Below are 26,438 nucleotides of genomic sequence, written 5' to 3' on the forward strand. Positions count from 1 at the left end.
CCCAAGGTTTTCAATGTTAATACGATTGACTCCGGTTGTTGCCATCGCCTTATTATCTGGATGCACACTTACCAAAGGCGAACAGTACCACCAAGAAACGTTAGCCGCTATTCAAGCTTCAGAAGCGAATTTCAATAATCGCATAACTAACTTAGAGCTGCAGATCAGTAACCAATCAGATTACATCGACAGCCTTGAAGACCAAGTCGATAAGTTACAAGGTGATCTAAGCACCTTCCGCGAAGAGGCAATGGCAGAGGTTAAAAAACCGAAAGAGCCTATTATTGTCCAAGCGCCCGCCCCTATTGAACCAACGCCGACTCATGACATCGTTTTAGGTTCGATCGAAAAAGTGACCATCGACTCCATCAAACAAACGTTTGATGCTCGCGTCGATACAGGTGCGGCTACATCATCTTTGAATGCAGTTGATATTGAAGAATTCGAAAGAAACGGCAAAAACTGGGTTCGTTTCCATCTTGCTGATGCAACAAAATCAGAAGAAGAGAAAAATACATGGATCGAAGCGCCTGTTCTTCGTTATGTGAAAATTCGTCAAGTAACAAGTGAAGAACTGGAGCGTCGCGCAGTGGTCGAACTTTGGGTGCGAGTTGGAAAAATTCATGAAAAAGCGCAATTTACGTTGGCGGATCGCTCCCACATGAACCATCCTGTTTTACTAGGTAGAGAATTTATGCGCGACATCGCATTGGTTGATGTGAGCCGTACATACATTCAAACGGACGAAGATAAAAAATAATAAGGTAGATTATGACGTCAAAAATACCGTTTTACCTTTCAATCATCTTGTTGGTGGTTGCGGGCATTGCTTTGAGTGTTTTCAGACACCAAAATTACGGCGTGCCTTGGACGCCAGGCGAAACACGTCAAGTGTGGGATGTAGAGGCTCGTATCGAGTTCAATGCAAACGGGAATGAAGTGAAAGCTTCTCTTGCCGCTCCTCATACACAAAGTGGTTATACACTGATTGGCGAGTCTGCTTCTTCTTCTGGTTATGGCGTTTCTTACATTAACTCTGATTCAGGTCGCCGTGCCGAATGGTCGATTCGCCAAGCGAAAGGCCCTCAAACAATTTACTACAAAGCGCAGTTCTTAGTTGATCCACAAGCTAAAGTGGAACCACTGCCTCCTGCTGGCGATATCACGCCACCGACTTTATCCGCTCCGCAACAAGCGGCAGCAAGCGCCCTCATCGATCAAGCCATGAGCCGTTCTGCGGACAACGTGACGTTTGCACGCGAGTTAATCAAAGCGCTTAACGATCCAGACAGCCAAAACTCCGCTCTATTATTGAACGATTTTGACCGCACCGATGCACTGCACAAGATTCTTCTGTCAGCAGGCGTTCAAAGTAAAATTGTTGGCGTTATCGAGCTTGAAGATGGCCGTCGTCGTCAAACCATCCAACCGATGGTGCAAGTTTGGTCTGGAAAAGATTGGGTACTGTTCTCGCCAAATTCAGAGCAGAAAGCCGTAAAACCTAACCTTCTTGTTTGGGATGAATCGAACGTTTCGTTACTTGACCTTGTGGGAGGCAAGAACAGCCAAGTTCATTTCTCCATGATCAAACAAGAAGTGACGCCTCAACAAGCGACAAACAACAAGGTTGAGGCCGATGGCCTGCTTAACTTATCAATCCACAGCTTGCCTCTAGAAGAGCAAGCGATGTTCAAGACCATCATGCTGATCCCAATTGGCGCATTGATCGTTGTGTTCCTGCGCGTGATTATTGGTCTTAAAACCTCTGGTACGTTCATGCCAGTACTGATTGCGGTTGCGTTCGTTCAAACGCAGCTTGTGACTGGCATTGTGGGCTTCCTATTAATTGTTGGTACAGGCTTGATCATCCGAAGTTATTTATCGCGGCTCAACTTACTTCTGGTAGCAAGGATATCCGCGGTTATTATCACGGTTATTATGATCATCTCGGTGTTTACCGTCGTAGCATTCAAGATTGGTTTGACGGAAGGTCTAACAATCACCTTCTTCCCAATGATCATCTTGTCATGGACGATCGAACGTATGTCGATTCTGTGGGAGGAAGAAGGCGCGAAAGAAGTAGCAATGCAAGGTGGTGGTTCACTACTGACTGCGGTACTGGTTTACTTGGCGATGACCAACTCGTATATCCAGCACTTAACATTTAACTTTATCGGCCTACAGCTAATTGTTTTGGCGGGTATTCTATTACTAGGTACTTACACTGGTTACCGTCTAACTGAACTACGTCGTTTCAAACCGCTAGCGGAGGATTAAACGATGTTTGAACGTTACACTACGCCATCAAAACTTCGCCACAAAGGCATTATGGGCATGAACAAGCGTAACCATAGCTACATTGGTCGCTATAACGATCGCTCTAAATACCCATTGGTGGATGACAAGCTAAAAACCAAGATCATCGCTCAAGCTGCAGGGGCAACCGTCCCTGCCCTTATCGGCGTGATCCACAACCAAGCAGAAGTAAAAACCATCCACAACATGGTAAAAGACTGGCCGGGTTTTGTGATTAAGCCAGCTCAAGGCAGCGGTGGTAAAGGTATTCTGGTGGTGACATCGCATAAAGACGGTGTGTACACCAAACCTTCTGGTGCGACAATCAACAAAGAAGAAGTGGAACGCCACATCAGTAACGCACTGGCGGGGCTGTTCTCGCTCGGCGGTAAGAACGATGTTGCCGTGGTTGAGAACTTGATTAAGTTTGATGACTGCTTCGATGGTTTCAGCTACGAAGGTGTGCCAGACGTACGCATCATCGTATTTAAAGGCTACCCTGTCATGGCGATGATGCGCTGCTCAACATCAGCGTCTGATGGTAAAGCTAACCTTCACCAAGGCGCGGTCGGTGTCGGCATTGATATCGCAACAGGCAAGGCCATTCGTGCGGTGCAATTCGACCAACCAGTAACGCACCACCCGGATACGGGTAAAGATTTATCGACTCTGCAAGTGCCTCATTGGGAGCGTTTGCTAGAACTTGCGTCAAGTGCTTGGGAAATGACGGGGCTGGGTTACATGGGTACCGACATGGTTCTCGACAAAGAAGAAGGTCCGATGGTACTTGAGCTGAATGCTCGTCCTGGTTTGGCTATTCAAATCGCGAACGGAGCAGGATTGCTTCCTCGCTTGAAGCATATTGAAAGCCTCGGCACTCCAGCGGAGTACCCTAAGCCTATAGAGCGCGTAGCCTACGCGGTTGAGCAGTTTGGTGTAAAACCAAAGTTCTAAACCTTACAAGCTAGCAATCAGCACATGGTTGCTAGCTTTTTTCTTTCTGCCATCGTTTTCACTCCCCTTCCTATCTCATTTCGCTGGTTTCATCATTTGAATCAATGATCGAGCTAACAGAATCAACATAGATCGTTTCTTTTCTACTGAGCCCATTGAGTATGATGTTTACTCCCCTTACTCAACTTAAAGAGGTTGGGCGATGCTAACAAAAGAAAAAAATAATAATGAACCACAGCTTGTAGACCAGGAAACTTTTGACCAACACTTACAGCGTTTGTCTGAGCTTTCGGTTCAAGCACTTGAAGAGCTTGCTGAAATTATCGAAGCTGGAACCGATATTTCAGAGGAATAGCGCTTAGATTATTTCCAATACTCCCTGCTATTGGTCTAAGTGCTCACGAAAAAGCCGAGACTGTCGTCCTACAGCCTCGGCTTATTTTATGCCCGTTACCTGCATCTCTCTGTTAATCAGATACAAAAACGCCCGCTTTAATTGCGGGCGTTTTTATGCTTCCAAGCTTATGATTCAAACTCTTCAATCATTTCTTGAACTTCACTCTTCGGTTTATCTGTTTGACCAAAGCCACGCAGACCAACAACGTGTACGTGTTCGTGATCTTTAAACACCTTACGTACCAACTTGTAGGTTGTACCTTTCTCTGGGCTGATGTTCTCTGGTGCAGCAATCAACAGCTGCATATCCAGACGGTCACACAGTTCGAATAGCGTTGAAATCGACTTCGCATCCAGACGTGCTGCTTCATCGAGGAACAACAAACGACATGGGATGATGTCCTTGCTGCGTAGACGACGGGATTCTTCTTCCCAGCTCTGAACAACCATCAGCAGGATAGACTGACCAGTACCAATTGCCTCACCCGTTGATAGCGCCCCAGATTCCGCTTGCAGCCAACCATCAGAACCACGGTTAACTTCCACACTTAGCTCTAGATAGTTACGATAATCCAGTAGCTCTTCACCCAGAACCTGAGGAGAGCGTTGACCCATATCGATGTGAGGGTTCACGCGTTGGAACAGTTTTGCCATCGCTTCTGAGAAAGTGAAACGTGGAGATTCAAACAAATCTTTATGCTGTTCTTGCTGCGAAGACAGACCATGCAATAGCACTTCATGGCTTTCACGGATCTTCACGTTTAGACGCACACCTTTCACCTGACCGAACGAGATGTTCGACAAGCCTTGGTTTAGCATGCGAATACGGTTTTGCTCACGCTGAATCGTCTTCTTGATGATGCTTGCCACAGACTCAGAGCTGATTGCCAGACGGTTTTCGCGTTGAGTTAGCTCTTCAGTCAGACGCGCTAGCTCTACTTCCATTTCTTCGATGGCTTCTACTGGGTCATCTGTGCGGATGATGTCCTGACGAATACGCTCACGAAGGTGCTGGTAAACCGCAATGTAGAACAGAACTTTACGCTCTGGACGTGCATTATCTTCAGACAAACGTAACGCATCACGTAGGTCATCATTGTTTGCAACAGCAAGACGCAGCGCACCCAACGATTTATCCGACATTGAACGCAGTTCATCGGCAGACATGTACGCCAACTCGCGCTTGTGAAGACGACGTTCAACATCGTTTTCACGTGCCAAGCGAAGTACTGAACACCAGCCCGCTTTCGCAGCAACCACGAAGGTACGCAGCTCTGCGTATTCCTTCTGAACTTTCTTCAGACGTTTCGCCAGACCTTTCATCTCTAGCTCAGTAGAGGTGATGGTGCGCTCGTATTCACTCTTACGACTACGAGATGTGTGTAGACGCTCGTGCAGCTCATCACGGCGACGGATCGCACGCTCTTCTGCGCCTTCATCGGCGTTAACACCAAACTCTTGCAGTTCTTGTTTGAACTCTTGAACGGTTTCCAATTTCGCTTGGTGCGAGCTTTTCAATGATGCCAATACTTGGTTGTATTGGTTCATTTGACCTTGCGCTTGTTTCAACTCTTCACGAGAGCGTGTACGCATTTGCTCAGCCTGAACCAGCTTCGCTTTTAACTGCTCACTAAGTTCACTGCTTTGGTTAAGCAAATCAACGGAGTCTGAATACGCAAAGTAGTGACGACGCTCAACGAGGTCAGACAAGGCAAAGATCTGCTTCTTCAATTCTTGAAGTTGCTCGTCCGCAGCTTTGTATTCTGCTTCTAACGCATCGAACTGTTCAGGGTCTGCATCAAGTGCAGAAGCAATTTTTTCAAGCTCAGCCACGGCTTTCGCGTGGTTGTTCAAGAACGCTTTCGCTTCTGACAGTTGCGCAATTTTCTCTTCCAGCTCGTCGAAACGTGCTTGCAGCGTATCGTCTTCAATCAGAGCCATGTTTGGCGTGAGCTTATCTAACGAAGACAGAGCTTGCTTGCTAGTTTGAAGCTGAGAACGATGTTGCTGTTCTTTCGCTTCCAAATCAGCCAATACACGGGCGATTTGACCGCGTTTTTCGCGAACATTTGCCAATGCTTGTTCTGGGTCAGCTTCAAACGCGACTTGAATGTGGTTAGCCACAAACTGGTTGAATGCTTGGTATAGACGCTGCATCTTTTGTGAATCGAAAGCCGCTTTTGCATGCTTCTCAACCACTTCCTCACGTTCATTGCGCAGTAGCTCTAAACGCTGTTCACGCGCCGCGCGTCCAAACAATGGAATTTCAGGGAAACGAGAGTAACGCATTTGGCGGTCGTTCATACGAACGCATACCGCACCTTCAAGTTCTTCTGCGTCAAACGAGCTGTCATCAAAGGCATCTATGTCACCTTCAATGATGTACAAATCTTCCGGACAGTCGTCTAGCTCTACCAGTTTCTCTTCGATACCCGACAGGTCAGAAACCACAATCGCGTGACGTGCCGGACCATACATCGCGCTGAAGTACGGTGCGTCGTCGATTGTAATGTCGTCGTAAATCTCAGATAGAAGCACACCGCCTAGTGTATCTGCCAAGCCTTTCAGACGAGGATCGTTTGAACCACCAGGTGATGCCAATCGTTCGATTTCGCTTTCTAGTTGCGAGCGACGCTCTGCCAGTTTGTCTTTCGCTAGAGACAACTCTTTCTCTTGCTCCAGAACAACCTGCATGTGGCTCATCACAGCATGGCGATCTTCTAAGTCTACACCGCTTTGCTCACGCAATTTTTCTAGCGCATCGTTCGCCGCAATCCATGTTGGTGCAATGGCTTCTAGCTTGTTGATTTCTGCCGCAGCATCTTGTTCTAGACGACGCTGTTCACTGCGTTGTTCACGCAGCTCTTCTTGCGTCATTTCTAGCGTTTCGATTTGCATCGCGTGACGTTCACGTTCTTGTTCAAACGTGATTTCGTCCGTCAGTTCAGCATGGAACTGTTTTTGATATTCCGTGACCAATTCACGAGCTTGACGCTGTTGGTTTAAGCTACGTTCGAGGTCGCGATGTTGAGCACGCCATTGTTGTTCGTTTTGTGCGATTTGCTGAGATTCACGCGCTTTCGTAATGACGATTTTCGCTTGTTCAGCCGCATCTTTACGTTCGACTTGCCCAACGATACTTTGTACAAGCTTCAGCGCAGTTTCAAATTGCTCTGCTGCTGCAGAAGACATATCCAACTTGTGCTTAACCGATAGCAGCGCGTTAGTGCTTTCTGATTCTTTGTTCTTAAGCTCAGAAACAAGTGCTTGCGCGGACTCTGCCGTCAGGCAGTCATCACCAAGTAGTTGTTTCGCTTTCTCAAGTGCCTGAACCGCTTGTTGGTATTGAAGAGCACGAGTTTGCTGAACGTCTAGTGCTTGTTGGTAGTCAGCCAGTTGCGTCTTGAGGCTGTCCACCTCTTCTTCTGCAACGGTTGCTTGCTCTTCCACCATCATCACGCGTTCTTGCGCTTCTTCAACGACCATCATCTGCTCTTCAAGACGCTCGCTAAGCTCTTCAAGATCTTCTTGGTAACGTTCGATTTTCTCTTGCTGACGCAGTGCGTTTTGCACCAATTGCAAGTGGTCAGAAGCCGCTTGATAGTCTTGCTCTAGTGCCGATTCCGATTCGATTAGAAGCTCAAGTTCTTCTTGAACGCGATTAAGCAGATTGTTTTGCTCAATCAACGTCTCGCGTGAGCCAAAGAGCTCAGAGCGCAAAGATAGAGTTTGTTCAAGCTTGTTGCGACGATCGTTAGCATGGCGCATGTAGTCAGCAGCCACGTAGTTTGTCGACTCGGTGATCAAGTGTTTGAACAAGTCACGGTCAGCCTGAGTGGTTTTGATCGCTTCTAGCGTCATGCGGTTTTCACGCAACGCCGATTCCATGTCTTGGAATGCTTTCTTCACACCACCGTTTTGTGGCAGAAGGTAGTCGCGCAGTGAGCGTGTAATCGCACTTGAGATCCCACCGTAAAGCGAGGCTTCGATCAAACGGTAGAATTTAGAGCGGTCACTTGAGTTGCGCAGTTTCTTAGGAATCACACCGAATTCGAACATTTGCGCGTGGTAATCCACGATTGAAGAGAAGGCTTTGAATTGAACGCCTTCAAATTCCGCAATCGCATCTTTGACTTCATTGATTTGACGTACGCGCGCTTGAGTCGCCGATACGCTTTCAACCAGAATATCCGTTGGTTTCACATGGCTTGGAAGACCTTGGATAACAAACGGTTTGATGTCTACTTTTTTGTCACGACCCGCGACTTGCTGCAGTTTTACTGCAAACAATAGACGTTGGTTACGTGAGTTTACTACGTCTAACGCTGCGTAACACGCACCCGGCTGTAGTTTACCATATAGACCTTTATCGCGAGACGATTGGCTGCTGCCCGCTTCGGTTGTGTTACGGAAGTGCAGTAGCGTTTGGTCAGGAATCAACGCTGTGATGAACGCTGCCATCGTGGTTGATTTACCGGCACCGTTACCGCCCGACAGCGTCGTAACCAGACCATCGATGTCAAACGTACGGGCAAAGAAGCCGTTCCAGTTGACCATGGTCAGCGATTGATATTTACCGCGTTCAATCATGCTCATGCTTCACCCTCTTCTGTCATTTCTTCTTGGGCTTGTTCTTCTTGGTCTTCTTCAGACAGCAAGCTGCCTTGGCTCGGCTCTTTAGTGTGGACTACGGCTTCACCATCACGGATAAGACGCAGCTGCGCTTCACGGATGTCATCGCCCACACGAACATCAGCACCAAAACGGAATACCGCTTCGCTAATGCTGAATTTACCGGTTTCACCGATGTTGATGATCATCCCTAAACGACGTAGGCGACGAAGTGACGTACGTACTTTTTCAAACAGTTTTTCTTTGTCTAGATCCGAACCCGTTGCACGGTTCGTCACGAGTTTCATCAGCTTTTTCTCGTCTGCTAATGCAAGCAACTCGTCGTAAAGCTCTTGATTGGTGAAAATGCCTTCGTGCGCTAAGCGCTCTGGGCTTAGGTATAGGAAACACAGTACCTTACCCACCAGCATATCCAACTCAGATAAAACACTGCGGCCAATCAATGATGTTGAACGTGGACGTAGGTAGAAAAAGCCTTCTGGCGCTTTTACCAACTCGGTGTTGTAGCGCTGGTAGAAAGAAGAAAGCTCAAGCTCGAAATCAGACAACAACGCGTGATTGTCGAGATCTTCAGTTGAAATATGACGCCCTGCTCGTAGCATGCTGTCTAGCGCTGGGAACAGAGGGTTAGAAATTGCTTTTGCCAGATTATCTGACATGTATTCATTAGTATCGGTCGATGACATTCGCTTGTACCTTTGCCCCAAATTCGTTGATTGCTTTCCAGTCAGGCTGAATCGCTTGATAATCCGATTCCGAATAACCAAGACGTACGGCTTGATCAACGATAATTCGAGCTAAATCAAAGTGATGAGTGTATGGATGTTGTGCAAGGTAATCTCGCAGCACCACACTCAAATCGATTGGCGTGCCTTGCTCTTTATGCGCTTTTAGCATGTCACCAATGCGTTCTGATAGCTCATCATTGACTTGTTGAAATTCTTCGTATTCCACTTCCATCGGAACTTGGCCGGTTACCTCGTCATCACGCAGTACCAAAGCTTCATCACGAAGGTCGGAAAGCCTTTCTGCATCTGCAAAAGTCAGATACCAAGGCATATCAAAATAGTCTTTTATCGATTGACGCAGACGCGAGCTAAATGCACGGTTCTTATCCATATCGATAGCGGTACGGATGAACTTGTGCACGTGTCGGTCGTAGCCAATCCAGAGGTCAATCGCTTGCTGGCCCCAGCTTGTGATTCGGTCTAGCTTCATTTGCAGACCAAACAAGGCTTCTTCAATAAACTCAAGCTCAGGATCACCGTAAACAATCTCTTGGATGTCTAGGATTTGAGTTTGCAGTTCATCACTTGCAGCTTGCAGCGTATCTTGAAGTTCACGCAACGTACTTGATGTTTCTGACAGAAGTGCTTCACAGTTGTTGATTGCTTCACGCCAGTCTTTGTTTAGCAGGTCGGCAATTTGTTGTTTCACAGATTGCTGCTGCTCATCCATGACACGTTGGTTAAGGTCGATTTGATCGAAGATTTCGCCTACAGAATATTTTAAAACTCCGTACACGTTTTTCTTCCAGTGGCCCGGTGTGCCACCTTTTTGTGCCGCTTCAATCGCTTTCGCCATTTCATCCGCTACCATCGATAGCTGGATAGACAGACGCAGTCTTGAGAACTCGCGATGACGCACGTAGTAATCGGTAATTCCTATCGCTAAAGGCGACAAGCGGTAAATGCTCGCTCCGTCAGTAATTTCACTGACAAAACGGCTAATAAGACGCTGCTTGACCATCTCGTTGATGGCGTTGTTCGCACGAAAAGCGGAGGCTTCGCCAGTCTCATCAAATAGTCGAGTGACGATGGCAAACGCATCGTGCAGTTCACCTTCACCCAGTTCTTCGTCGAACCTTTCATTGCTCAGTACGGCGATGGCAATCAAAAATGCCAATCGCTCTGTGGTCAGGTTCAACGAGAAATCGTGCTGCTTAACCCAGCCAACCAACTCATCGATTGGTTGCTCTGCAGCATTGAGAGTCATCTCACTCATTGTTATTCCTGTTTATCGTTCTTTTTGGCCCACACGTGAATATAGCGGCCTAATGAGAGGTATGGCTCTTGTCGACATAGTTGTTTTTCTAGCGCCAACACATCTTCAAACTCGTAATCGCCCATGTATTGCATATTACCTATGTAATCACTAAAGGAACGAATACCAGATTTGCCACAAATGCTAAAACCAGCCTCTTCTATCCAGTGATAGACATCTTCCGGTTTCAAGCCTTTTTGCGGCTGTAGTTTAAATCTTTTTCGGTGGGGCATGCCGTCTAAAATATGAGGAATGTTGCCACAAACCACGTTTTTGTAGACTAAACCATGGTGGTTATAGAACATCACTGATACGATGCCCCCCGGCTTTACTTGTTCCAATACTGTCTCTAGCGCCGTTTTAGGATCAACGAGCCACTCCATGACAGCGTGGAACATAACGAAATCCACCTGTTCTTCCATGTGCTCCGCAATGGACTGAACAGGCGAATGAATCAGGCGATACTGCTCAAGCAAACCGTTTTTTTCAATATCCTGTTTGGCTAGTTGCAGCATTTCCGAAGATAGATCACATAACGCAACACGATGTCCGAGCTTAGCAAGCTTTTGCGACATTTGTGCTAAACCACCACCTGCATCAAGTACTTCTAGGGGTTGCTGGCTCGCATCCAATTCACTTAGAATCTGTAGAAAATCTTCCCACACAATGATTTGGCGGATCTCCCCTTTATCGGAGCCGTAAATATTTTTTGCAAATTTGTGGGCGATATCGTCGAAATTGCGGTCTTCTGTCACTTCTGCTGAGTTATCATATCGGATTGTGCCGCTATTCTGGCACAAGGAAAGCAGGAATAAAGAGGGTCACCCTCATTTTTATTATCAATTGATGTTTTTTCGGACTATTTATGTATGTTTGAGCTGAAAAAAGTAATGTCAGCCTTGCTTATGCCGCTTCCGGCATTGCTACTGATAGGCTTGTTAGGTCTTGCTCTCATTAGTTTTACCACAAAACGTAAAACTGGCTGCTTCGTTGTTCTGTTCTCTTTTGTTGGCCTTTTTCTAGTTGCCTTCCAACCTGTTTCAACCAAGCTTCTCATGCCACTTGAGCGCGAGCATAAGGCCTTTTTACCTGTGTCAGGTACCATTGACTACGTTATGGTGCTGGGTAATGGCCACGTGGTCGATGACGAAATTCCACCAACATCGCAATTAAGCCGCGCGGCGTTGATGCGATTAACGGAAGGCATTCGTATTTTGCGTATGTACCCAGGCGCAAAGCTAATTTTATCTGGTTATGATGGTGGCTCTGAGATCAGCCATGCTCGTATGATGGCAAACGTTGCTTTGGCATTAGGTGTTGCAAAATCCGACATTATTTTGTTAGAAGACGCAAAAGACACGTGGGAAGAAGCAAGACAAGCCGCCGCTTTTGTTCAACAAAAAGAGATTGTGCTGGTCACGTCAGCGAGCCACATGAGCCGTGCGCTGTACGAGTTTAACGCAGCTGGAATTAAACCCATCCCTGCTCCAACGAATTTCTTAGCGATAGACGAAGTTAGCCAACCGTGGGACAAGTATTCACCTAAAGCTCGTTACCTTGAGCAAACTGAACTGTTTTGGCATGAATACCTTGGTAGCGTTTGGCAAAGACTGCGTGACACCGTAGGGCAAACGCCGATGGTGGAAGCGGAATAAACCCGATTTATAAACACAAAAAAGGAGAGCATTGGCTCTCCTTTTTCTTTACTGCTTGTCTGATGGTGATTAATCACCTGCGAACATGTAGCCTTCACCGTGAACGGTCACAAAAATTTGTGGGTTCTTAGGATCAAACTCCATCTTAGCGCGCATGCGTCGGATAAGAACATCAATCGTACGATCATTTGGAGCATCAACTCGATGACTGATCATATTCAAAATACGTTCACGACTCAGCACTTGATTCGGGTAAGACGATAACGCCACCAAAAGCTCATATTCTGCTTTGGTTAGTTTTACTGGTTCACCATTACGGCTAAGTGCTCGACGCTGAATATCGAATGTCCACTCACCAAAGCGAACAATGTGTTCATCGTTTGTTTCGCTTGCCGCTTTACTTGCTCCACTTCGCGCCGCAGAAATGCGCCACAGTAGATTTTTAACTCGAACTAGTAATTCCCTTAGTTCAAAAGGCTTTGTCACATAATCGTCTGCGCCCATCTCTAGGCCTACGATTTTGTCGATGCTATCCGTGCGTCCTGTTACCAATATGATGCCGATGTCTGATTGACTGCGTAGCTCACGCGTAAGCATTAGGCCGTCTTCGCCCGGCAAGTTAATATCCAACATAATAAGGTCTACATCACCGCCTTGCAGAACTTCGCGCATCTCCGCGCCACTTTCTGCTTCGCTAACTTTGTAACCTTCATTTTGGAAATATCCCGCAAGCTTACTACGAGTTACAACATCATCTTCTACGACTAATACGTGATAGCTCATTTACACCACTTTCTGTCTTCTTATTATCCAAGACGTATTCTATTCATAACTAGTAACATTTCTAGTCATAGATACATTAAAAAGCAAGATTTAGCGTTTTTATTGATTCAAAACAAGCTTGCCCATCACCGTTAACAAGTGCACACAATTCAACATAATCAACAATAATTATAGTTACTGCTATTCATCTTATTTGATTACACTTAGGGGATATCCCTAATTGACTTTATGATGCAATACTCGAAGCATCCTTCAGGAGCCAAAAATGCAAGAAGTGAAAGCTTTTAATGAAAAGCGTGCTGAAATTTACTGGTGGTTTTCGAGCTTATTCGCTAAAGAACTCAGCGAAAAAGAACTAGAAACCTACCACAGTGTTGAAATTCGCAGTTTTTTAGCGGGCTTAGGTGAGAACGAATCACTCAAGCCAGCCGTTGATAGCCTAGTTGATGCCCTAAACAGACTCCAAGACCGCAATGATGCTCAACTAGAACTTGCAGCAGATTTTTGCGAGCTGTTCTTAAAAACAGATAAGTATGGGGCACTACCGTACGCTTCTATGTACATTGGTGAATCAGGTTTGCTTAATGACAAACCTGCAGAAGAGATGGAAAAACTGATGGCAGATTTTGGGGTTCAGGTAGACGAAAACCTCAAAGAACCAGCAGACCATCTCGCTGTCGAATTGGACTTTTTGGGCAACATGATCATTCGCTCAAATGAGTTAGAGCAAGAAAAACATATGGAAGAGGCTTTCGTTAAACAAAACGATTTCATCCAAAATCAACTCATGTCTTGGTTGCCAAAATTTGCTGAAAAATGTAAGCAATTTGATGATTTTGGCTTCTACTTAAGCGTTGCGCAACTATTAATTGCATTTTGTAAACTGGACAGCGCTTACCTTCTTGGTGAATAATCACCGCCTATTTTTAGGGAGCCTGCCTGTCGGGCTCCCTATTTTATTCGCTTGCTTTTAATCTGGCTCAAAGACGTTCGTTCATTTAGCAGTCAAAATGTGACTTCAAATACACAAAACTCTTGCTGAAAATATTGCCAGCCAGCCCACATAGGGCTAAAATGTGAACGCAAACGATTAAATATGATTTATATGTAAACCGCTGAAATATAGCGGTTTTTGTTTTTTATTAATAGGTTGATAACCACTTCCTCATATTTAGTAGGAAGCCGAGTACCTTCAACCAAGTTGCTACAAATCTTTTTATACCGATTTCGGTACAACCGCTGCCTACTAGAATAGACACTACTGTTGTTGTGGTGTTTAGTTTGCGCAAAAAACTAAGCGTATGGTTGTATTCACTACGGTATTAAGTAGCTCGATACAGGACATCATTTATGGCCACTATAAAAGACGTTGCTCGCTTAGCCGGCGTTTCTACCACGACAGTTTCGCACGTTATTAATAAGACACGTTTTGTTGCAGAAGCAACCCAAGAAAAAGTAATGAAAGCGGTTGATGAGCTTAACTACGCACCAAGCGCAGTTGCTCGTAGTTTAAAATGCAACTCAACTCGTACTATTGGTATGTTGGTAACACAATCAACTAACCTGTTCTTCTCTGAAGTGATCGACGGTGTAGAAAGCTACTGCTACCGTCAAGGTTACACGTTGATCTTGTGTAATACTGGCGGCATCTACGAGAAACAGCGCGACTACATCCGCATGCTTGCTGAGAAACGTGTAGATGGCATTTTGGTGATGTGTTCAGATCTAACCGAAGAACTAAAAGAGATGTTAGATCGTCACTCAGATATCCCGAAAGTTGTGATGGATTGGGGCCCAGAGAGTTCTCGTGCGGACAAGATCATCGATAACTCTGAAGAAGGTGGCTACCTAGCAACTAAATATCTTATCGATAACGGCCACACTGACATCGCCTGCCTTAGTGGTCACTTTGAGAAACTTGCTTGCCAAGAGCGTATCGCTGGTTTTCGTCGTGCCATGGCTGAAGCAAAACTGCCAATCAATGAAGATTGGATTCTTGAAGGTAACTTTGAATGTGATACTGCGGTACTGGTTGCAGACAAGATCACCGCGATGGAAAAACGCCCTACTGCAGTATTCTGTTTTAACGACACCATGGCACTTGGCTTAATGAGCCGTCTGCAACAAAACGGCATCAAGGTTCCAGATGACGTTTCTGTTATCGGTTACGACAACATTGAACTTGCAGAGTACTTCTCACCACCGCTAACAACGATTCACCAACCTAAACGTCGTGTGGGTAAAAATGCGTTTGAGATCCTACTTGAACGCATTAAAGATAAAGAACACGAAAAACGTGTGTTCGAGATGCAACCAGAGATTGTTATCCGCAATACCGTTAAGAAACTTAATTAAATGAACACAAGCGCCCTTAGGGGCGCTTTTTTTTATTAAAAAAATAACACTTCCCGCACACTTTGCCTCATTCTTAAAAACAATAACTTCCATAAGTTACTGTTTTCTTTACATGTGAATTATTAATTCCCGCTTCTTTTCAAACATTAAATACAATTCTCAATTATGAGTACCCATGCACAAAATGGCATTATTTATTGAATCAAGATCACGTTTTAAAATCTAAAGTGTGATGTTAATTCAATATACGAAGTATCCTCATCTGGTCACGCACAGGGCAAACCATCCGAAAGGGTGGGACGCAAAGCCTCCGGCCTGAACCATAGTAGTATATGGAAGGTAGCGGGGTTACCGATGGCAAGTGTGCAACCAATGTCTTTACCCTTTAATGACATTGCCTTTGCGCACGTTTGCTACTCTCTCGGACCTGACTTTTGGTGGCGTAATATTAATTACACCGAGATAACAAAACATGGATAAACCGATACTCAAAGACTCTATGAAGCTATTTGAGGCACTTGGTACTATCAAGTCGCGCTCAATGTTTGGTGGCTTCGGACTTTTCGCTGATGAAACGATGTTTGCACTAGTGGTAAACAACCAGCTTCATATACGAGCAGACCAACAAACTTCATCTGACTTCGAGACACAGGGTCTAAAGCCTTACGTTTATAAAAAACGTGGCTTCCCAGTCGTTACTAAGTACTACGCTATTTCCAGCGAACTATGGGAATCTAGCGATCGCTTAATTGAAGTAGCGAAAAAATCCTTAGAAAACGCCAAACTTGAGAAAGAACAACAAGCGAGCACTAAGCCTAATCGCTTGAAAGATCTGCCGAACCTGAGATTGGCTACAGAAAGAATGCTTAAGAAAGCGGGTATTGATTCTGTTGCTCAACTTGAAGAAGAAGGCGCACTAAGTGCTTATAAAGCGATCAGAGACACGCACTCCACCACAGTTAGCCTTGAGCTACTTTGGGCCTTAGAAGGTGCTATTAACGGCACACACTGGAGTGTAGTCCCCCAGTCTCGTCGTGAAGAATTAATGAATGGCCTTTCGTAACAGAAGTCTGCTCTAATCTATCGACTAAAACCGCAGTGCGAACTGCGGTTTTTTTATGAAATTTTTTTAGCTCCCCTCGTGTCTACTCCTTTGTAAATCCCAAAACACCCGTATCTTCAGCGCCACGACTTAGTTTCGATAACGAGATTGTTAAAACAATATTCAGTATGAATACTTTAAGCGGTAGCCTAGATATAGAAACGGAGCACACATGAATAAAAAACTTATCTTTGGACTGATACTTGTTGCCACCATTCTTTTGTTAGGCGCTAATTTTGGTCAATATCTAACGCTTGAAAACGCAAAAGCGCAGCAAGAAGCACTCAATTCATTCATCGAAGCCAACATCGTCTATGCCGCCACGCTGTATTTTTTAGCGTATGTTGCGATTACCGCATTTTCTATTCCCGGAGCAGCAGTGGTTACTTTGCTAGGCGCAGCGTTGTTTGGGTTTTGGTTTAGCTTACTTTTGGTTTCTTTTGCCAGTACGATCGGTGCGACCTTAGCTTTCTTGAGTAGCCGATATTTGCTTAGGGATTGGGTTCAATCGAGATTTGGGGAAAAGCTTGTTGCGATTAACCAAGGAGTAAAAAAGGATGGCGCGTTTTATCTGTTTTCTTTGCGCTTAATTCCAGTGTTCCCATTTTTCCTCATCAACCTACTGATGGGATTAACACCTATGAGCATTGCGCGCTTTTATTTAACCAGTCAAATAGGCATGCTCCCTGGTACTGCCGTTTACCTTAACGCTGGTACTCAGTTAGCAACCATTGATAGCCTTTCTGGTATCGTATCCCCGACGGTATTAGCATCTTTTGCTTTGCTGGGGCTGTTTCCAATACTCGTAAAATGGGTTATGAATAAGGTCAGACCAACCCCTACTCAGCCAAATGGCAGTATTTGATGAAAATCTTTATCGCGAAAAATCCAGCAGAAGCGCACATCGTATGTGAACTATTAAAAACTGAAGATATATGCTGTGAGGTGCGTGGCGAAGGACTTTTTGGTCTGAAAGGTGAGCTTCCTTTTGGCGATGATACTGATCCTTATGTTTGGCTATTAGATCCAGAACAACAATTGAAAGCTCACGCAATTATTGAAGCATTTAGGCAGCAGTCACAAAGAAACATATATGAAGACTGGCAATGTCCTCATTGTCTTGAACACAACGAAGGACAGTTTGGTGCGTGTTGGCAATGTGGATATCAAATTGGGGAGCCATGATCGTTCCCCTATTCTCGCATTTCAGGTGTCTATATTGATGGCTAGACGACGATACTTTGTTGCTTTATAAATTCGATAGAGTGTTGGTTAAAATCTTCAGGACGCTCTACATTGCAGACATGACCGCAGTTTGGAATTTCACGCAAGATACTGAGCTTATGCGCTGCAACCATCTCTTTCACCGGTTGGATGAACATATAGTCTCTATCACCCATCAAATACAATGTCGGTATAGGTAACTCTCTGTCTTTGAAGTACTTCATCAATGGGTTTACATCCGCGGCAAGAATAAACCAGCGTTTAAACTCTTTTTGGCACAGCTTCTTTGCTTCTCGAATAAACAAATGCCTTGATTCACGCTGACTTCGTTGCGGCATCACAATGTAGGCAAACAGCTTATACAACCACATATAAGGCAAGATATGTTTACAGAAGTTACCCAACTTAACCAAAATCTGCGAACGCGTATTCAAGCGTGTCACCGCACCGCCTAAAACCATCGAACGAACTCTTTCAGAAGACAACTCCGCTAAATTTCGAACAATGATCGTACCCAACGACATGCCAACAAAGTGCGCCGACTGGATTTTGAGGTGATCCAGCACTTTTAATATATCTTGCGTCACTTCCGTGAAGGTGTAACGACTAGTTATCAACTCTTTCAAAAGCTGATTGGATTTTCCATGTCCTCGTAAGTCGATCAGCAACAAATTAAAGTGCTGCTTATATGCTTTAATTTGTTTAAACCATATCGAAGAACTGCCACCAGCACCATGCACGAAAACAACCCACTCATTACTAGTAGGATGCAGATAGGTTTTGTGAAAAAGCAGTGGCTGAGTCATGAGTCAGTATAAGTAAGATTCTTTGTGATAGAGAGTGACGGAATCCTATCACACTCCGTAAAGCCAAGGTAATAAAGGCACCTCAATAGGTGCCTTTGGTTACACTTTTTATCAAACTTGCGTCAATTTAACGCTGAACGATAGAGTTGCAAATACGATTCTGCGGCCTTCCTCCAGCAGAAATCTTTTTGCATTGCATGCAGTTGTACTCTTTGCACTTCCGTCAGGTTTTGCGCATACAACAGCAACGCTCGCAGCATAGTAAGTAGCAGCGCTTGAGACGTCGGTTCATAAAATACAAATCCAGTAGCGTCGCAAGGGTCTACGTCGTAATCATTCACACTGTCTTTTAAGCCACCTACCCCTCTCACAATAGGCAAGGTGCCGTAAGCCATGCTGTAGATCTGATTTAAGCCACATGGTTCGAATTCAGAAGGCATTAAGAAGAAATCCGAACCAGCTTCAACTAAATGCGCGAGTTCATTGTCATACGCCTCAACAAATACAAACTTGTCGGAGAATTGCGCCGCAACCTCTTCCAATTGTGCAGCCAATACGGGATCACCCGTCCCAACAACAACGACTTGAACATCATGCTTCAAAAAATCCGCCAAAGCCGGCAGCAAGTAATGCACGCCTTTTTGCTGAGTCAAACGACAAACCATACCAAACATGGCTACGTCTTTTTCAGCAAGGTTTAGCCTCTGCTGTAATGCGCGCTTACAAGTGTTTTTACCTAGAACCATACTTTGTTTGTCGGCACTATAGTTCATTGGCAAATAAACATCAGTTTCCGGATTCCAAGCACTGTAATCGCAACCATTTAAAATTCCGACTAGATCCCCTGCTCGTTGCTGAAACTCCCATGCCATTCCATGACTGCCAAGTTCTGTCTTTAGCTCTTCAGCGTACGTTGGGCTGACTGCATTTATCTTATCGGCATTCATTACGCCAGCTTTGAGCATAGTAATATGCGTTGCACTCACCGCAGCATCGGGAACGTTTCGGCAGTGAAACTCAGGCAAACACTGTACGTCGTCATAACTAAATACGCCTTTAAAGACCGCATTATGAATTGAAATGACGCTTTTTGTATGAGCAAAAAAGGGATCATTGCCATACCTGTGCTTAAGCAAAAACGGAACCAGCCCTGTGTGCCAATCATTTGCATGGATGATATCAGGTTGAAACGCCAGCTTCGGCAACATGTCGAGACACGCAGCGCTGAAAAACGCAAAACGTTCACCATTATCAGTATACGCTTGGTTGTTCTCTGCATACATTGATGGTCGATTGAAGTACGGCTCACAATCGATCAGATAGACAGGATTGTTTCCTAACGTAAGCAATAGAACTCGATATTCTGTATGCGGCCATGACGTTAGATTTGTTTCTAGTACAACTTCTGCGTCCGCTAATCTTTCGATACTGGTGTACGCAGGAATCGTAATTCTTACATCTTGCTGTAGGTTTTGAAGGGCTTCCGGCAGTGCCTTGGCAACATCTGCCAAGCCACCACTTTTAATAAGACCTTCAACCTCAGAAGCTACAAACAGAATGGATAAGTTGTTAGTAGCCAACTCGAGCTCCTTTCGGAATAACAACAATGCCCTCTTCCGACACATGGAAATGCTTTTTATCTTCTTGAAGATTCACACCAATTTGAGTGCCAGGTGCAATATCGGCATCCTTGTCGACAATAACACGACGTAACACACAGCCTTCGCCAATTTTTACGTCACCTAATAGGATACATTCGCTAATATCACACGCGGATGCAATATTGCTGCGAAATCCAAGTACTGACTTCTCGATACGAGAACCACGAACATAGCTGCCATTACATACCAAGCTATCGATGATCTGCACTCGACCATTGTCTGAATCGGTAAACGTTGCAGGTGGCAATGGTGGGTAATAGGTATGAAGAGGCCACTTACGGTTGTACAAAGAGAATGGCGCGTCTTTTTCCAATAGATCCATGTGCGCTTGCCAGTACGCATCAATCGTACCCACATCACGCCAGTAAACCTCTTCTTTCTCACCACTGATTCTGTTGGTGCTGAAGTCATAGACAAAAACGTCACCACGAGGGAACATTTTCGGGATGATATCTTTACCAAAATCATGAGAAGAAGCTTCATTGTCTGCATCTTCCACGAGTTCAGAAAATAGAACTTGTGCTTCGAATACGTAGTTCCCCATCGAGACTAACGCGAAATCTGGTTCTCCAGGAATCGATTTTGGATTAACGGGTTTTTCCTCAAAGCCAATCATTCTGCCTTCAGCATCAACCTCTATTACACCAAACTGAGAAGCTTCTTTTAGTGGCATGCGCAGTGCAGACACCGTCAATGACGCCTTCTTCTCCGTATGGAAGTTCAGCATCTGCTTGATGTCCATCTTGTAAATGTGGTCAGAGCCAAAGATACAAACCTGATCCGGTTCTTCGAGCTCCATAAAACGTAGGTTTTGATAGATAGCATCTGCAGTGCCTTCATACCAACGCTTACCCGTACGCATTTGCGCAGGAATTGGGTCAATAAAGCGATCAGTAATACCATTAATATTCCACCCTTTTTTCAAGTGATGGAAAAGTGACTGAGATTTAAATTGAGTAAGGACATAAATGCGCATCAAATCCGCATTTACAAAGTTGTTTAGAGCGAAATCAATCAGCCGATAACTTCCACCAAAAGGTACCGAAGGTTTACTACGGGATTCAGTTAAAGGTCTCAAACGAGAGCCTTCACCGCCAGCAAGAATCATTCCCAAAACACCAGCCATTCGTTGTTCTCCATATCGTTATAGCTTGGATTTAGTACTCACTTGAATGAGTAAAACTCGGGGAGTCAAGCGAATACATTGTTGCACCTACACCTGAGCCTCTATTGAGCCCTTGCAGTGTAGATAAAAAAGCTATTGCATTTTCCAGTATGCAAATATTCAAATTGTTCTTATTTTTTGACGCTAAATAAATGCATACAATTGCACTAATTTTGTAATAAATTATCCAACCAGAATCTAAATTACAATTTTTAATATGCCGTTCTGTGTTGCATACAAAGGTTACTTGCTCAAGACGATATCCAGATCACACAAGGCCAAGTAAGCGATTACATTGTGAAAACAATTTACGAACGCGTTAACTACAGTTCATGTTTGAAATACCAAGATATAACAAATGTGTGAATATAAAATGAATAGTTCAACTGAATGTTGTTTACAGAAAAGACACTTGTAGATTCATACAAAACAAATCGCTAAAAGTGGGAAAACAGAGCTTAAAAACGGTAGGGAAAGGAGCAGATGGAAACCCGCTTAGATAGGAAGATATAAAAATAAAGGCAGCGTATTTGCTGCCTTTGTTTTACAAGTTGAGCTTAAGCTTTCGCTTTTTTACGTTTATCAGTGACTTCCCACTTACCATCAACGTAAAGTGCAGTCCAACCACTTGGTTTACCGTCGTCTTCTGAACGAACATAGTTCTCTTTCGTCTTACGGCTAAAGCGAACCACGGCTGGGCGACCATCTGGATCCTCTTGAGGAGCCGTTGTTAGGTACTTAAACTTCTCTGGTAGACGCTCTTCAAAACGCGCCAGTTCAGAGACTAGAGGTGCTCTTGTTTCACGCGATTTAGGGAAGTTGCTTGCCGCCATAAATAGGCCAGAAGCACCATCACGAAGCACGAAGTACGCATCTGAGTTTTCACATGGCAATTCAGGGAAGTGCACAGGATCTTCTTTAGGTGGCGCTACTTCACCGTTCTTCAGGATTTTACGGGTGTTCTTACAAGTTTCACTCGTACAATCCATGTATTTACCAAAGCGGCCGTTCTTAAGCACCATGTCTGAGCCACACTTGTCACACTCAACAACAGGGCCATCGTAGCCTTTCACTTTGAATTCGCCGTACTCAACAACATAGCCTTCACAGTTCGGGTTGTTACCACAAACGTGCATCTTGCGCTTGTCATCAATCAAGTACGCGTCCATCGCAGTTTCACAGATCGGACAACGTTTTTTCGCACGAAGAGCAGCCGTTTCAACGTCTTCTTCTAAAACGTTGATAATACCTTCTTCGTCACCCAAGTTAATGGTTGTCTTACAACGTTCTTTAGGTGGCAATGCGTAACCAGAACAGCCTAAGAATACGCCTGTAGAAGCGGTACGAATACCCATAGGGCGACCACATGTCGGACACTCGATATCCGTCATCACAATGTGGTTTAGCTTCATACCACCTTCAGATTCGTCTAACTCGGCTTTTTCTAGGTCACCAGTGAAATCCGCAAAGAAGTTGTCGAGTACTGCTTTCCAGTTCACTTCACCTTCTGCGATTTGGTCCAGTTTCTGTTCCATACGCGCAGTAAAGTCGTAGTTCATTAAATCGTTGAAGCTGTCATCAAGACGGTCAGTAACAATTTCACCCATTTTTTCAGCGTAGAATCGGCGCTGATCTACTTTTACGTAGCCACGGTCTTGAATAGTAGAAATGATCGATGCGTAAGTCGAAGGACGACCAATGCCTCGTTTTTCTAACTCTTTAACCAATGCCGCTTCCGTAAAGCGCGCAGGTGGCTTTGTAAAGTGCTGTTTAGGGTCAAGTGACTCTAGGCTTAGCTTATCGCCAAGTTGTACCGCAGGAAGGATTGTGTCCTCGTTTTTGCCCATTGGACGCTGTACGCGAGTCCAACCATCAAATTTAAGGATACGACCTTTCGCTTTTAGCGTGTATTCCGCCGCTTTTACGCTGATTGTGGTTGAATCATATTCTGCAGGTGTCATTTGACACGCAACGAACTGATTCCAGATCAGTGAGTAAAGCTTGTGAGCATCCGCATCTACACCTTGCAAGTCTTCTGCTTTCACTGACACATCAGATGGACGAATCGCTTCGTGCGCTTCTTGAGCACCTTCTTTGCTGCCGTACGTTAGTGGCTTAGCTGGAAGATACTTGTCACCAAACTCTGAATCAATGAAGTCACGAACAGCATCAACTGCTTCCGCACTCAAGTTAGTCGAGTCGGTACGCATATATGTGATGTAACCCGCTTCATACAGACGCTGAGCTAACATCATGGTTTTCTTAACGCCGTAACCTAGACGGGTACTTGCCGCTTGCTGCAATGTTGATGTGATGTATGGCGCAGAAGGCTTGCTCTTCGTCGGCCGGTCTTCGCGCTTACACACTTCGTAGCTTGCGTTTTCAAGGACAGAAATGGCTGCCTTAGTTTCTGTTTCGTTAACAGGCTTAAACGCAACGCCATCTTTCTGCGCAACCAGCAGTTTGAAATCTGACTTATCTTTAGTTTTGGTATTTGCGTGAATATCCCAGAATTCTTCTGGCACAAATGCGTTGATTTCACGCTCACGTTCTACCAATAGCTTCACCGCTACAGATTGAACACGACCAGCAGACAGGCCACGTGCCACTTTCTTCCATAGCAATGGAGAAACCATGAAACCTACAACGCGGTCCATGAATCGACGAGCTTGCTGCGCATTAACGCCATCCATATTTAACTCGCCAGGAGTCTGGAAAGCTTGTTGGATAGCATTTTTAGTAATTTCGTTAAAGACTACTCGTTTGTATCGCTCTTCATCGCCACCGATGATCTCACGAAGGTGCCATGCGATTGCTTCCCCCTCGCGGTCCAAATCGGTTGCGAGATAAACGCAATCAGCATCTTTGGCTAATTTTTGTAGTTCGCTTACGACTTTTTCTTTACCCGGAAGAATCTGATAGTTCGCTTCCCAGTCATGATATGGGTTAATCCCCATTTTTTTGATCAGCGCTTTGCGATCTTTTTCTTTTTTAACGCGCGCTTTCTCTTCTGCGCTCATCCCTTTTGTTGAGATAGCTGCAGCTTTCTTCTCACCAGTGCTTTGACCGGCCGTAGGCAGATCACGCACATGACCAACACTAGACTTAACAATAAAGTCCTTACCAAGGTACTTATTTATCGTCTTTGCCTTGGCTGGAGACTCCACTATAACGAGTGATTTACCCATAACTGACTCTAACGTCCTTCATAATAATGCGGGTAGAAACCTCGTTTTAAGGTCACCCGCATAGTGTTCTATTTCATTGCTTCTTTTTTTACTATTGTGCGAGATGAAAAGAAGATCAACTGCTTTTTTGAAATTCAGATCCGATTGGTTGACAATTCATCGTCTTTATACTTCAAAGAGACAGGGGTCTGAAAGGTATTGAGCGGCATATCTAAGCAGGCAAACTTTGCTGCTGCTAATCCAATGCAATAAATTTTGTTACTCATCACAAAATATTTTCTGTCAATATGGCGCAACCTTAGGTTGTTGCGCTGAAAGCCACTTTGTATCCGCGTAACCTCAGTACTGAGTTAACCCTCGCCTCAAATCAACCAACGTGGCGATGGAATTAATCATGCAAACCCTTAAAGAATATGGGTATACTTCGCCACACTTTTTTAATTTGTAATGAATGATGAGAACGTTATGTCTGATAGAAAGTTTATTGAAGAATTCGACCTTCTTTTAATCGCAAACCAAATCATCCAAGAGCACGATGATTACATCGACGGAATGCGAGCGACAAGCGTAGAAGAAAAAGACGGGGTTTTGGTATTTAAAGGTGAGTACTTCCTTGATGACAAAGGCTTACCAACCGCAAATACTACGGCAGTATTCAATATGTTCAAATACTTAGCCCATCACCTTTCTAAAGAATTTACGCTGATTAAATAACAGCAAATTAAGACAAGAAAGCCAGAGCATCATCGCTCTGGCTTTTCAGTTAGAGATCTAGCAGCTCAACGCTTTAAGCTTGTCGAAATAATCCGGGAATGTTTTGGACGTACATTTCGGGTCATTAATCGTCACTGGTGTATCGCTTAACGCCACCAGAGAAAAGCACATCGCCATACGATGATCATCGTAGGTATCAATAGCCGCATGTTTAAGGTGAGGTACTGGTTTAACGATGATGTAATCCTCACCTTCTTCCACTTCCGCACCAACTTTACGAAGCTCTGTTGCCATTGCAGACAAACGATCGGTTTCTTTTACACGCCAGTTATAAACATTGCGAATTGCCGTGGTACCTTCAGCAAACAAAGCCGTCGTCGCGATGGTCATTGCTGCATCTGGAATATGGTTGTAATCCATATCGATGCCCTTAAGCTTCCCGACGCGGGAAATAACGTAATCATCGCCCCATTCAATCTCTGCGCCCATTTTTTCTAGCGCATCAGCAAATTGAATATCACCTTGGATGCTATTTTTACCGATGCCAGTTACTTTGACTTCACCACCTTTGATTGCAGCCGCCGCTAAAAAGTAAGAGGCCGACGAAGCATCCCCTTCCACAAGAAAATCACCAGGCGCAACATAGTGCTGACCAGCTGGAATCACAAACTCTTGATAGTCGTTGTTGATCACTTCGACACCGAACTGCTTCATGATATGCAGCGTAATATCAATGTAAGGCTTTGATACCAAATCACCTTCAATCTTAATACGCACTTCGCCTTCGGCAAGTGGTGCAGACATCAAAAAAGCCGTGAGAAACTGACTAGAAATAGAACCATCAATCGACACTGTGCCTGCTTTCAGACCAGTACCGACAATCTTTAGTGGTGGGTAGTTTGTGTTTTCCAGATATTCAATATCTGCTCCCGCCTCTTGCAATGCAGTCACAAGATGACCAATTGGTCGTTCTTTCATACGAGGCTCGCCAGTAAGCACATATTCACCTTGGCCAACACAAAGTGCGGCTGCTAAAGGTCGCATGGCTGTGCCCGCATTGCCCAGAAAGAGCTCGACAGGTTCTGATACTGAGAACGGACGACCAAGGCCTTCAACCACACATTCTGTTTTATCTGCAGATAATGTGTACTTCACGCCTAGTTTAGTGAGTGCGTTTAGCATGTGACGAATGTCGTCACTATCGAGAAGGTTGGTGAGACGAGTCGTCCCCTTTGCTAATGCAGCGAGTAAAAGTGCTCGATTAGAAACACTTTTGGAACCAGGAAGGTTCACTTCCCCTTGAATTTTATTGATCGGTTGTAACGTTAGGCTTTCCATTAAAAGTTGATAATCCTTTGTGCTCTCAATTCACGCTGTTGTGAGAGCTAAACAATTCTTCGTGGATTCAGACTAACGAAAAAACCAGCACAAAACCAGAGCAAATCTGCGCTAATTTCTGAATAAT

Annotated in this window: 21 protein-coding genes and 1 riboswitch; of the genes, 11 read left to right on the top strand and 10 right to left on the bottom strand. The window is 44.7% G+C overall.

Features of this window, described 5'->3' with window-relative positions; translation table 11 throughout:
• The first annotated feature begins 13 nt into the window (after positions 1–13).
• From ACYJZR_RS10330 to ACYJZR_RS10345, 4 genes are all read left to right on the top strand, one after another.
• A complete protein-coding gene (locus ACYJZR_RS10330; RefSeq protein WP_005457212.1) occupies positions 14–760 on the top strand; it encodes an ATP-dependent zinc protease family protein in 747 nt (248 codons plus the stop codon).
• An 11-nt stretch (positions 761–771) separates the two neighbouring features.
• The gene (locus tag ACYJZR_RS10335; protein WP_005495851.1) at positions 772–2,277 is read left to right on the top strand and encodes an inactive transglutaminase family protein; all 1,506 of its coding nucleotides are present in this window, start codon (positions 772–774) and stop codon (positions 2,275–2,277) included.
• A 3-nt stretch (positions 2,278–2,280) separates the two neighbouring features.
• On the top strand, positions 2,281–3,249 hold the full coding sequence (locus ACYJZR_RS10340; RefSeq protein WP_005457241.1) for an alpha-L-glutamate ligase-like protein: 969 nt from the start codon (positions 2,281–2,283) through the stop codon (positions 3,247–3,249).
• Positions 3,250–3,451: 202 nt separating this feature from the next.
• Positions 3,452–3,604 (top strand): hypothetical protein, encoded by a 153-nt coding sequence (locus ACYJZR_RS10345; protein WP_079858441.1) that lies wholly within the window; start codon positions 3,452–3,454, stop codon positions 3,602–3,604.
• Positions 3,605–3,771: 167 nt separating this feature from the next.
• Here ACYJZR_RS10345 and mukB read toward each other — a convergent pair whose 3' ends face one another.
• The 4 genes from mukB to cmoM are packed head-to-tail and all read right to left on the bottom strand — an operon-like array spanning position 3,772 to position 11,075.
• Positions 3,772–8,235, bottom strand: coding sequence for a chromosome partition protein MukB (gene mukB, locus ACYJZR_RS10350; RefSeq protein ID WP_461715873.1), 4,464 nt, complete (start codon positions 8,233–8,235; stop codon positions 3,772–3,774).
• Positions 8,236–8,237: 2 nt separating this feature from the next.
• The gene (gene mukE / locus ACYJZR_RS10355) at positions 8,238–8,963 is read right to left on the bottom strand and encodes a chromosome partition protein MukE (RefSeq protein ID WP_005483111.1); all 726 of its coding nucleotides are present in this window, start codon (positions 8,961–8,963) and stop codon (positions 8,238–8,240) included.
• Positions 8,944–10,281 (bottom strand): chromosome partition protein MukF, encoded by a 1,338-nt coding sequence (gene mukF / locus ACYJZR_RS10360; RefSeq protein WP_005483103.1) that lies wholly within the window; start codon positions 10,279–10,281, stop codon positions 8,944–8,946. The genes mukE and mukF overlap by 20 nt, the downstream gene beginning before the upstream one ends.
• Positions 10,282–10,283: 2 nt before the next feature.
• Positions 10,284–11,075 (bottom strand): tRNA uridine 5-oxyacetic acid(34) methyltransferase CmoM, encoded by a 792-nt coding sequence (gene cmoM, locus ACYJZR_RS10365; protein WP_461715828.1) that lies wholly within the window; start codon positions 11,073–11,075, stop codon positions 10,284–10,286.
• Positions 11,076–11,189: 114 nt separating this feature from the next.
• Between cmoM and elyC the strand changes: the two genes are divergently transcribed.
• Positions 11,190–11,975 carry an envelope biogenesis factor ElyC gene (gene elyC, locus ACYJZR_RS10370; RefSeq protein WP_005457224.1) on the top strand — a complete coding sequence of 262 codons (786 nt, stop codon included), beginning with the start codon at positions 11,190–11,192 and terminating at the stop codon, positions 11,973–11,975.
• Between the two features lie 69 nt (positions 11,976–12,044).
• On the opposite strand, the gene torR is transcribed toward elyC, so the two are convergent.
• Positions 12,045–12,758, bottom strand: a complete 714-nt coding sequence (gene torR / locus ACYJZR_RS10375; RefSeq protein ID WP_005457237.1) for a two-component system response regulator TorR — start codon at positions 12,756–12,758, stop codon at positions 12,045–12,047.
• A 265-nt stretch (positions 12,759–13,023) separates the two neighbouring features.
• Here torR and torD point away from each other — a divergent pair, with 265 nt between their 5' ends.
• The 5 genes from torD (at position 13,024) to ACYJZR_RS10400 (ending at position 17,400) form a co-directional block, all read left to right on the top strand.
• Positions 13,024–13,671, top strand: a complete 648-nt coding sequence (torD, locus tag ACYJZR_RS10380; protein ID WP_208871027.1) for a molecular chaperone TorD — start codon at positions 13,024–13,026, stop codon at positions 13,669–13,671.
• 437 nt (positions 13,672–14,108) lie between these two features.
• Entirely contained in the window at positions 14,109–15,113 is a 1,005-nt protein-coding gene (gene purR / locus ACYJZR_RS10385; RefSeq protein ID WP_005457245.1) for an HTH-type transcriptional repressor PurR, read from the top strand.
• A gap of 266 nt (positions 15,114–15,379) precedes the next feature.
• Positions 15,380–15,469, top strand: a riboswitch (cyclic di-GMP riboswitch).
• A gap of 116 nt (positions 15,470–15,585) precedes the next feature.
• Positions 15,586–16,176, top strand: coding sequence for a TfoX/Sxy family DNA transformation protein (locus tag ACYJZR_RS10390; protein ID WP_005457243.1), 591 nt, complete (start codon positions 15,586–15,588; stop codon positions 16,174–16,176).
• 211 nt (positions 16,177–16,387) lie between these two features.
• Positions 16,388–17,080 (top strand): TVP38/TMEM64 family protein, encoded by a 693-nt coding sequence (locus ACYJZR_RS10395; protein ID WP_208871028.1) that lies wholly within the window; start codon positions 16,388–16,390, stop codon positions 17,078–17,080.
• Positions 17,080–17,400, top strand: a complete 321-nt coding sequence (locus ACYJZR_RS10400) for a putative signal transducing protein (protein WP_020840338.1) — start codon at positions 17,080–17,082, stop codon at positions 17,398–17,400. Before ACYJZR_RS10395 ends, ACYJZR_RS10400 begins: the two co-directional genes overlap by 1 nt.
• Positions 17,401–17,441: 41 nt before the next feature.
• On the opposite strand, the gene ACYJZR_RS10405 is transcribed toward ACYJZR_RS10400, so the two are convergent.
• The 4 genes from ACYJZR_RS10405 to topA form a co-directional block, all read right to left on the bottom strand.
• Positions 17,442–18,245 carry an alpha/beta fold hydrolase gene (locus ACYJZR_RS10405; protein ID WP_025629061.1) on the bottom strand — a complete coding sequence of 268 codons (804 nt, stop codon included), beginning with the start codon at positions 18,243–18,245 and terminating at the stop codon, positions 17,442–17,444.
• 122 nt (positions 18,246–18,367) lie between these two features.
• Positions 18,368–19,825, bottom strand: coding sequence for a glycogen synthase GlgA (gene glgA / locus ACYJZR_RS10410; RefSeq protein ID WP_025621962.1), 1,458 nt, complete (start codon positions 19,823–19,825; stop codon positions 18,368–18,370).
• Positions 19,815–21,032, bottom strand: a complete 1,218-nt coding sequence (gene glgC / locus ACYJZR_RS10415; RefSeq protein WP_023585404.1) for a glucose-1-phosphate adenylyltransferase — start codon at positions 21,030–21,032, stop codon at positions 19,815–19,817. The genes glgA and glgC overlap by 11 nt, the downstream gene beginning before the upstream one ends.
• Before the next feature lie 596 nt (positions 21,033–21,628).
• Complete coding sequence (gene topA, locus ACYJZR_RS10420) at positions 21,629–24,259, bottom strand: type I DNA topoisomerase (RefSeq protein WP_069505358.1); 2,631 nt, start codon at positions 24,257–24,259, stop codon at positions 21,629–21,631.
• A 465-nt stretch (positions 24,260–24,724) separates the two neighbouring features.
• Between topA and ACYJZR_RS10425 the strand changes: the two genes are divergently transcribed.
• Positions 24,725–24,973, top strand: a complete 249-nt coding sequence (locus ACYJZR_RS10425; protein WP_005495879.1) for a YciN family protein — start codon at positions 24,725–24,727, stop codon at positions 24,971–24,973.
• Between the two features lie 57 nt (positions 24,974–25,030).
• Here ACYJZR_RS10425 and aroA read toward each other — a convergent pair whose 3' ends face one another.
• Positions 25,031–26,311: a 3-phosphoshikimate 1-carboxyvinyltransferase gene (gene aroA, locus ACYJZR_RS10430; protein WP_005495880.1), complete on the bottom strand. Its 1,281-nt coding sequence runs from the start codon at positions 26,309–26,311 to the stop codon at positions 25,031–25,033.
• Positions 26,312–26,438 lie beyond the last annotated feature (127 nt).

It is taken from the genome of Vibrio sp. RC2502 (assembly GCF_054850435.1).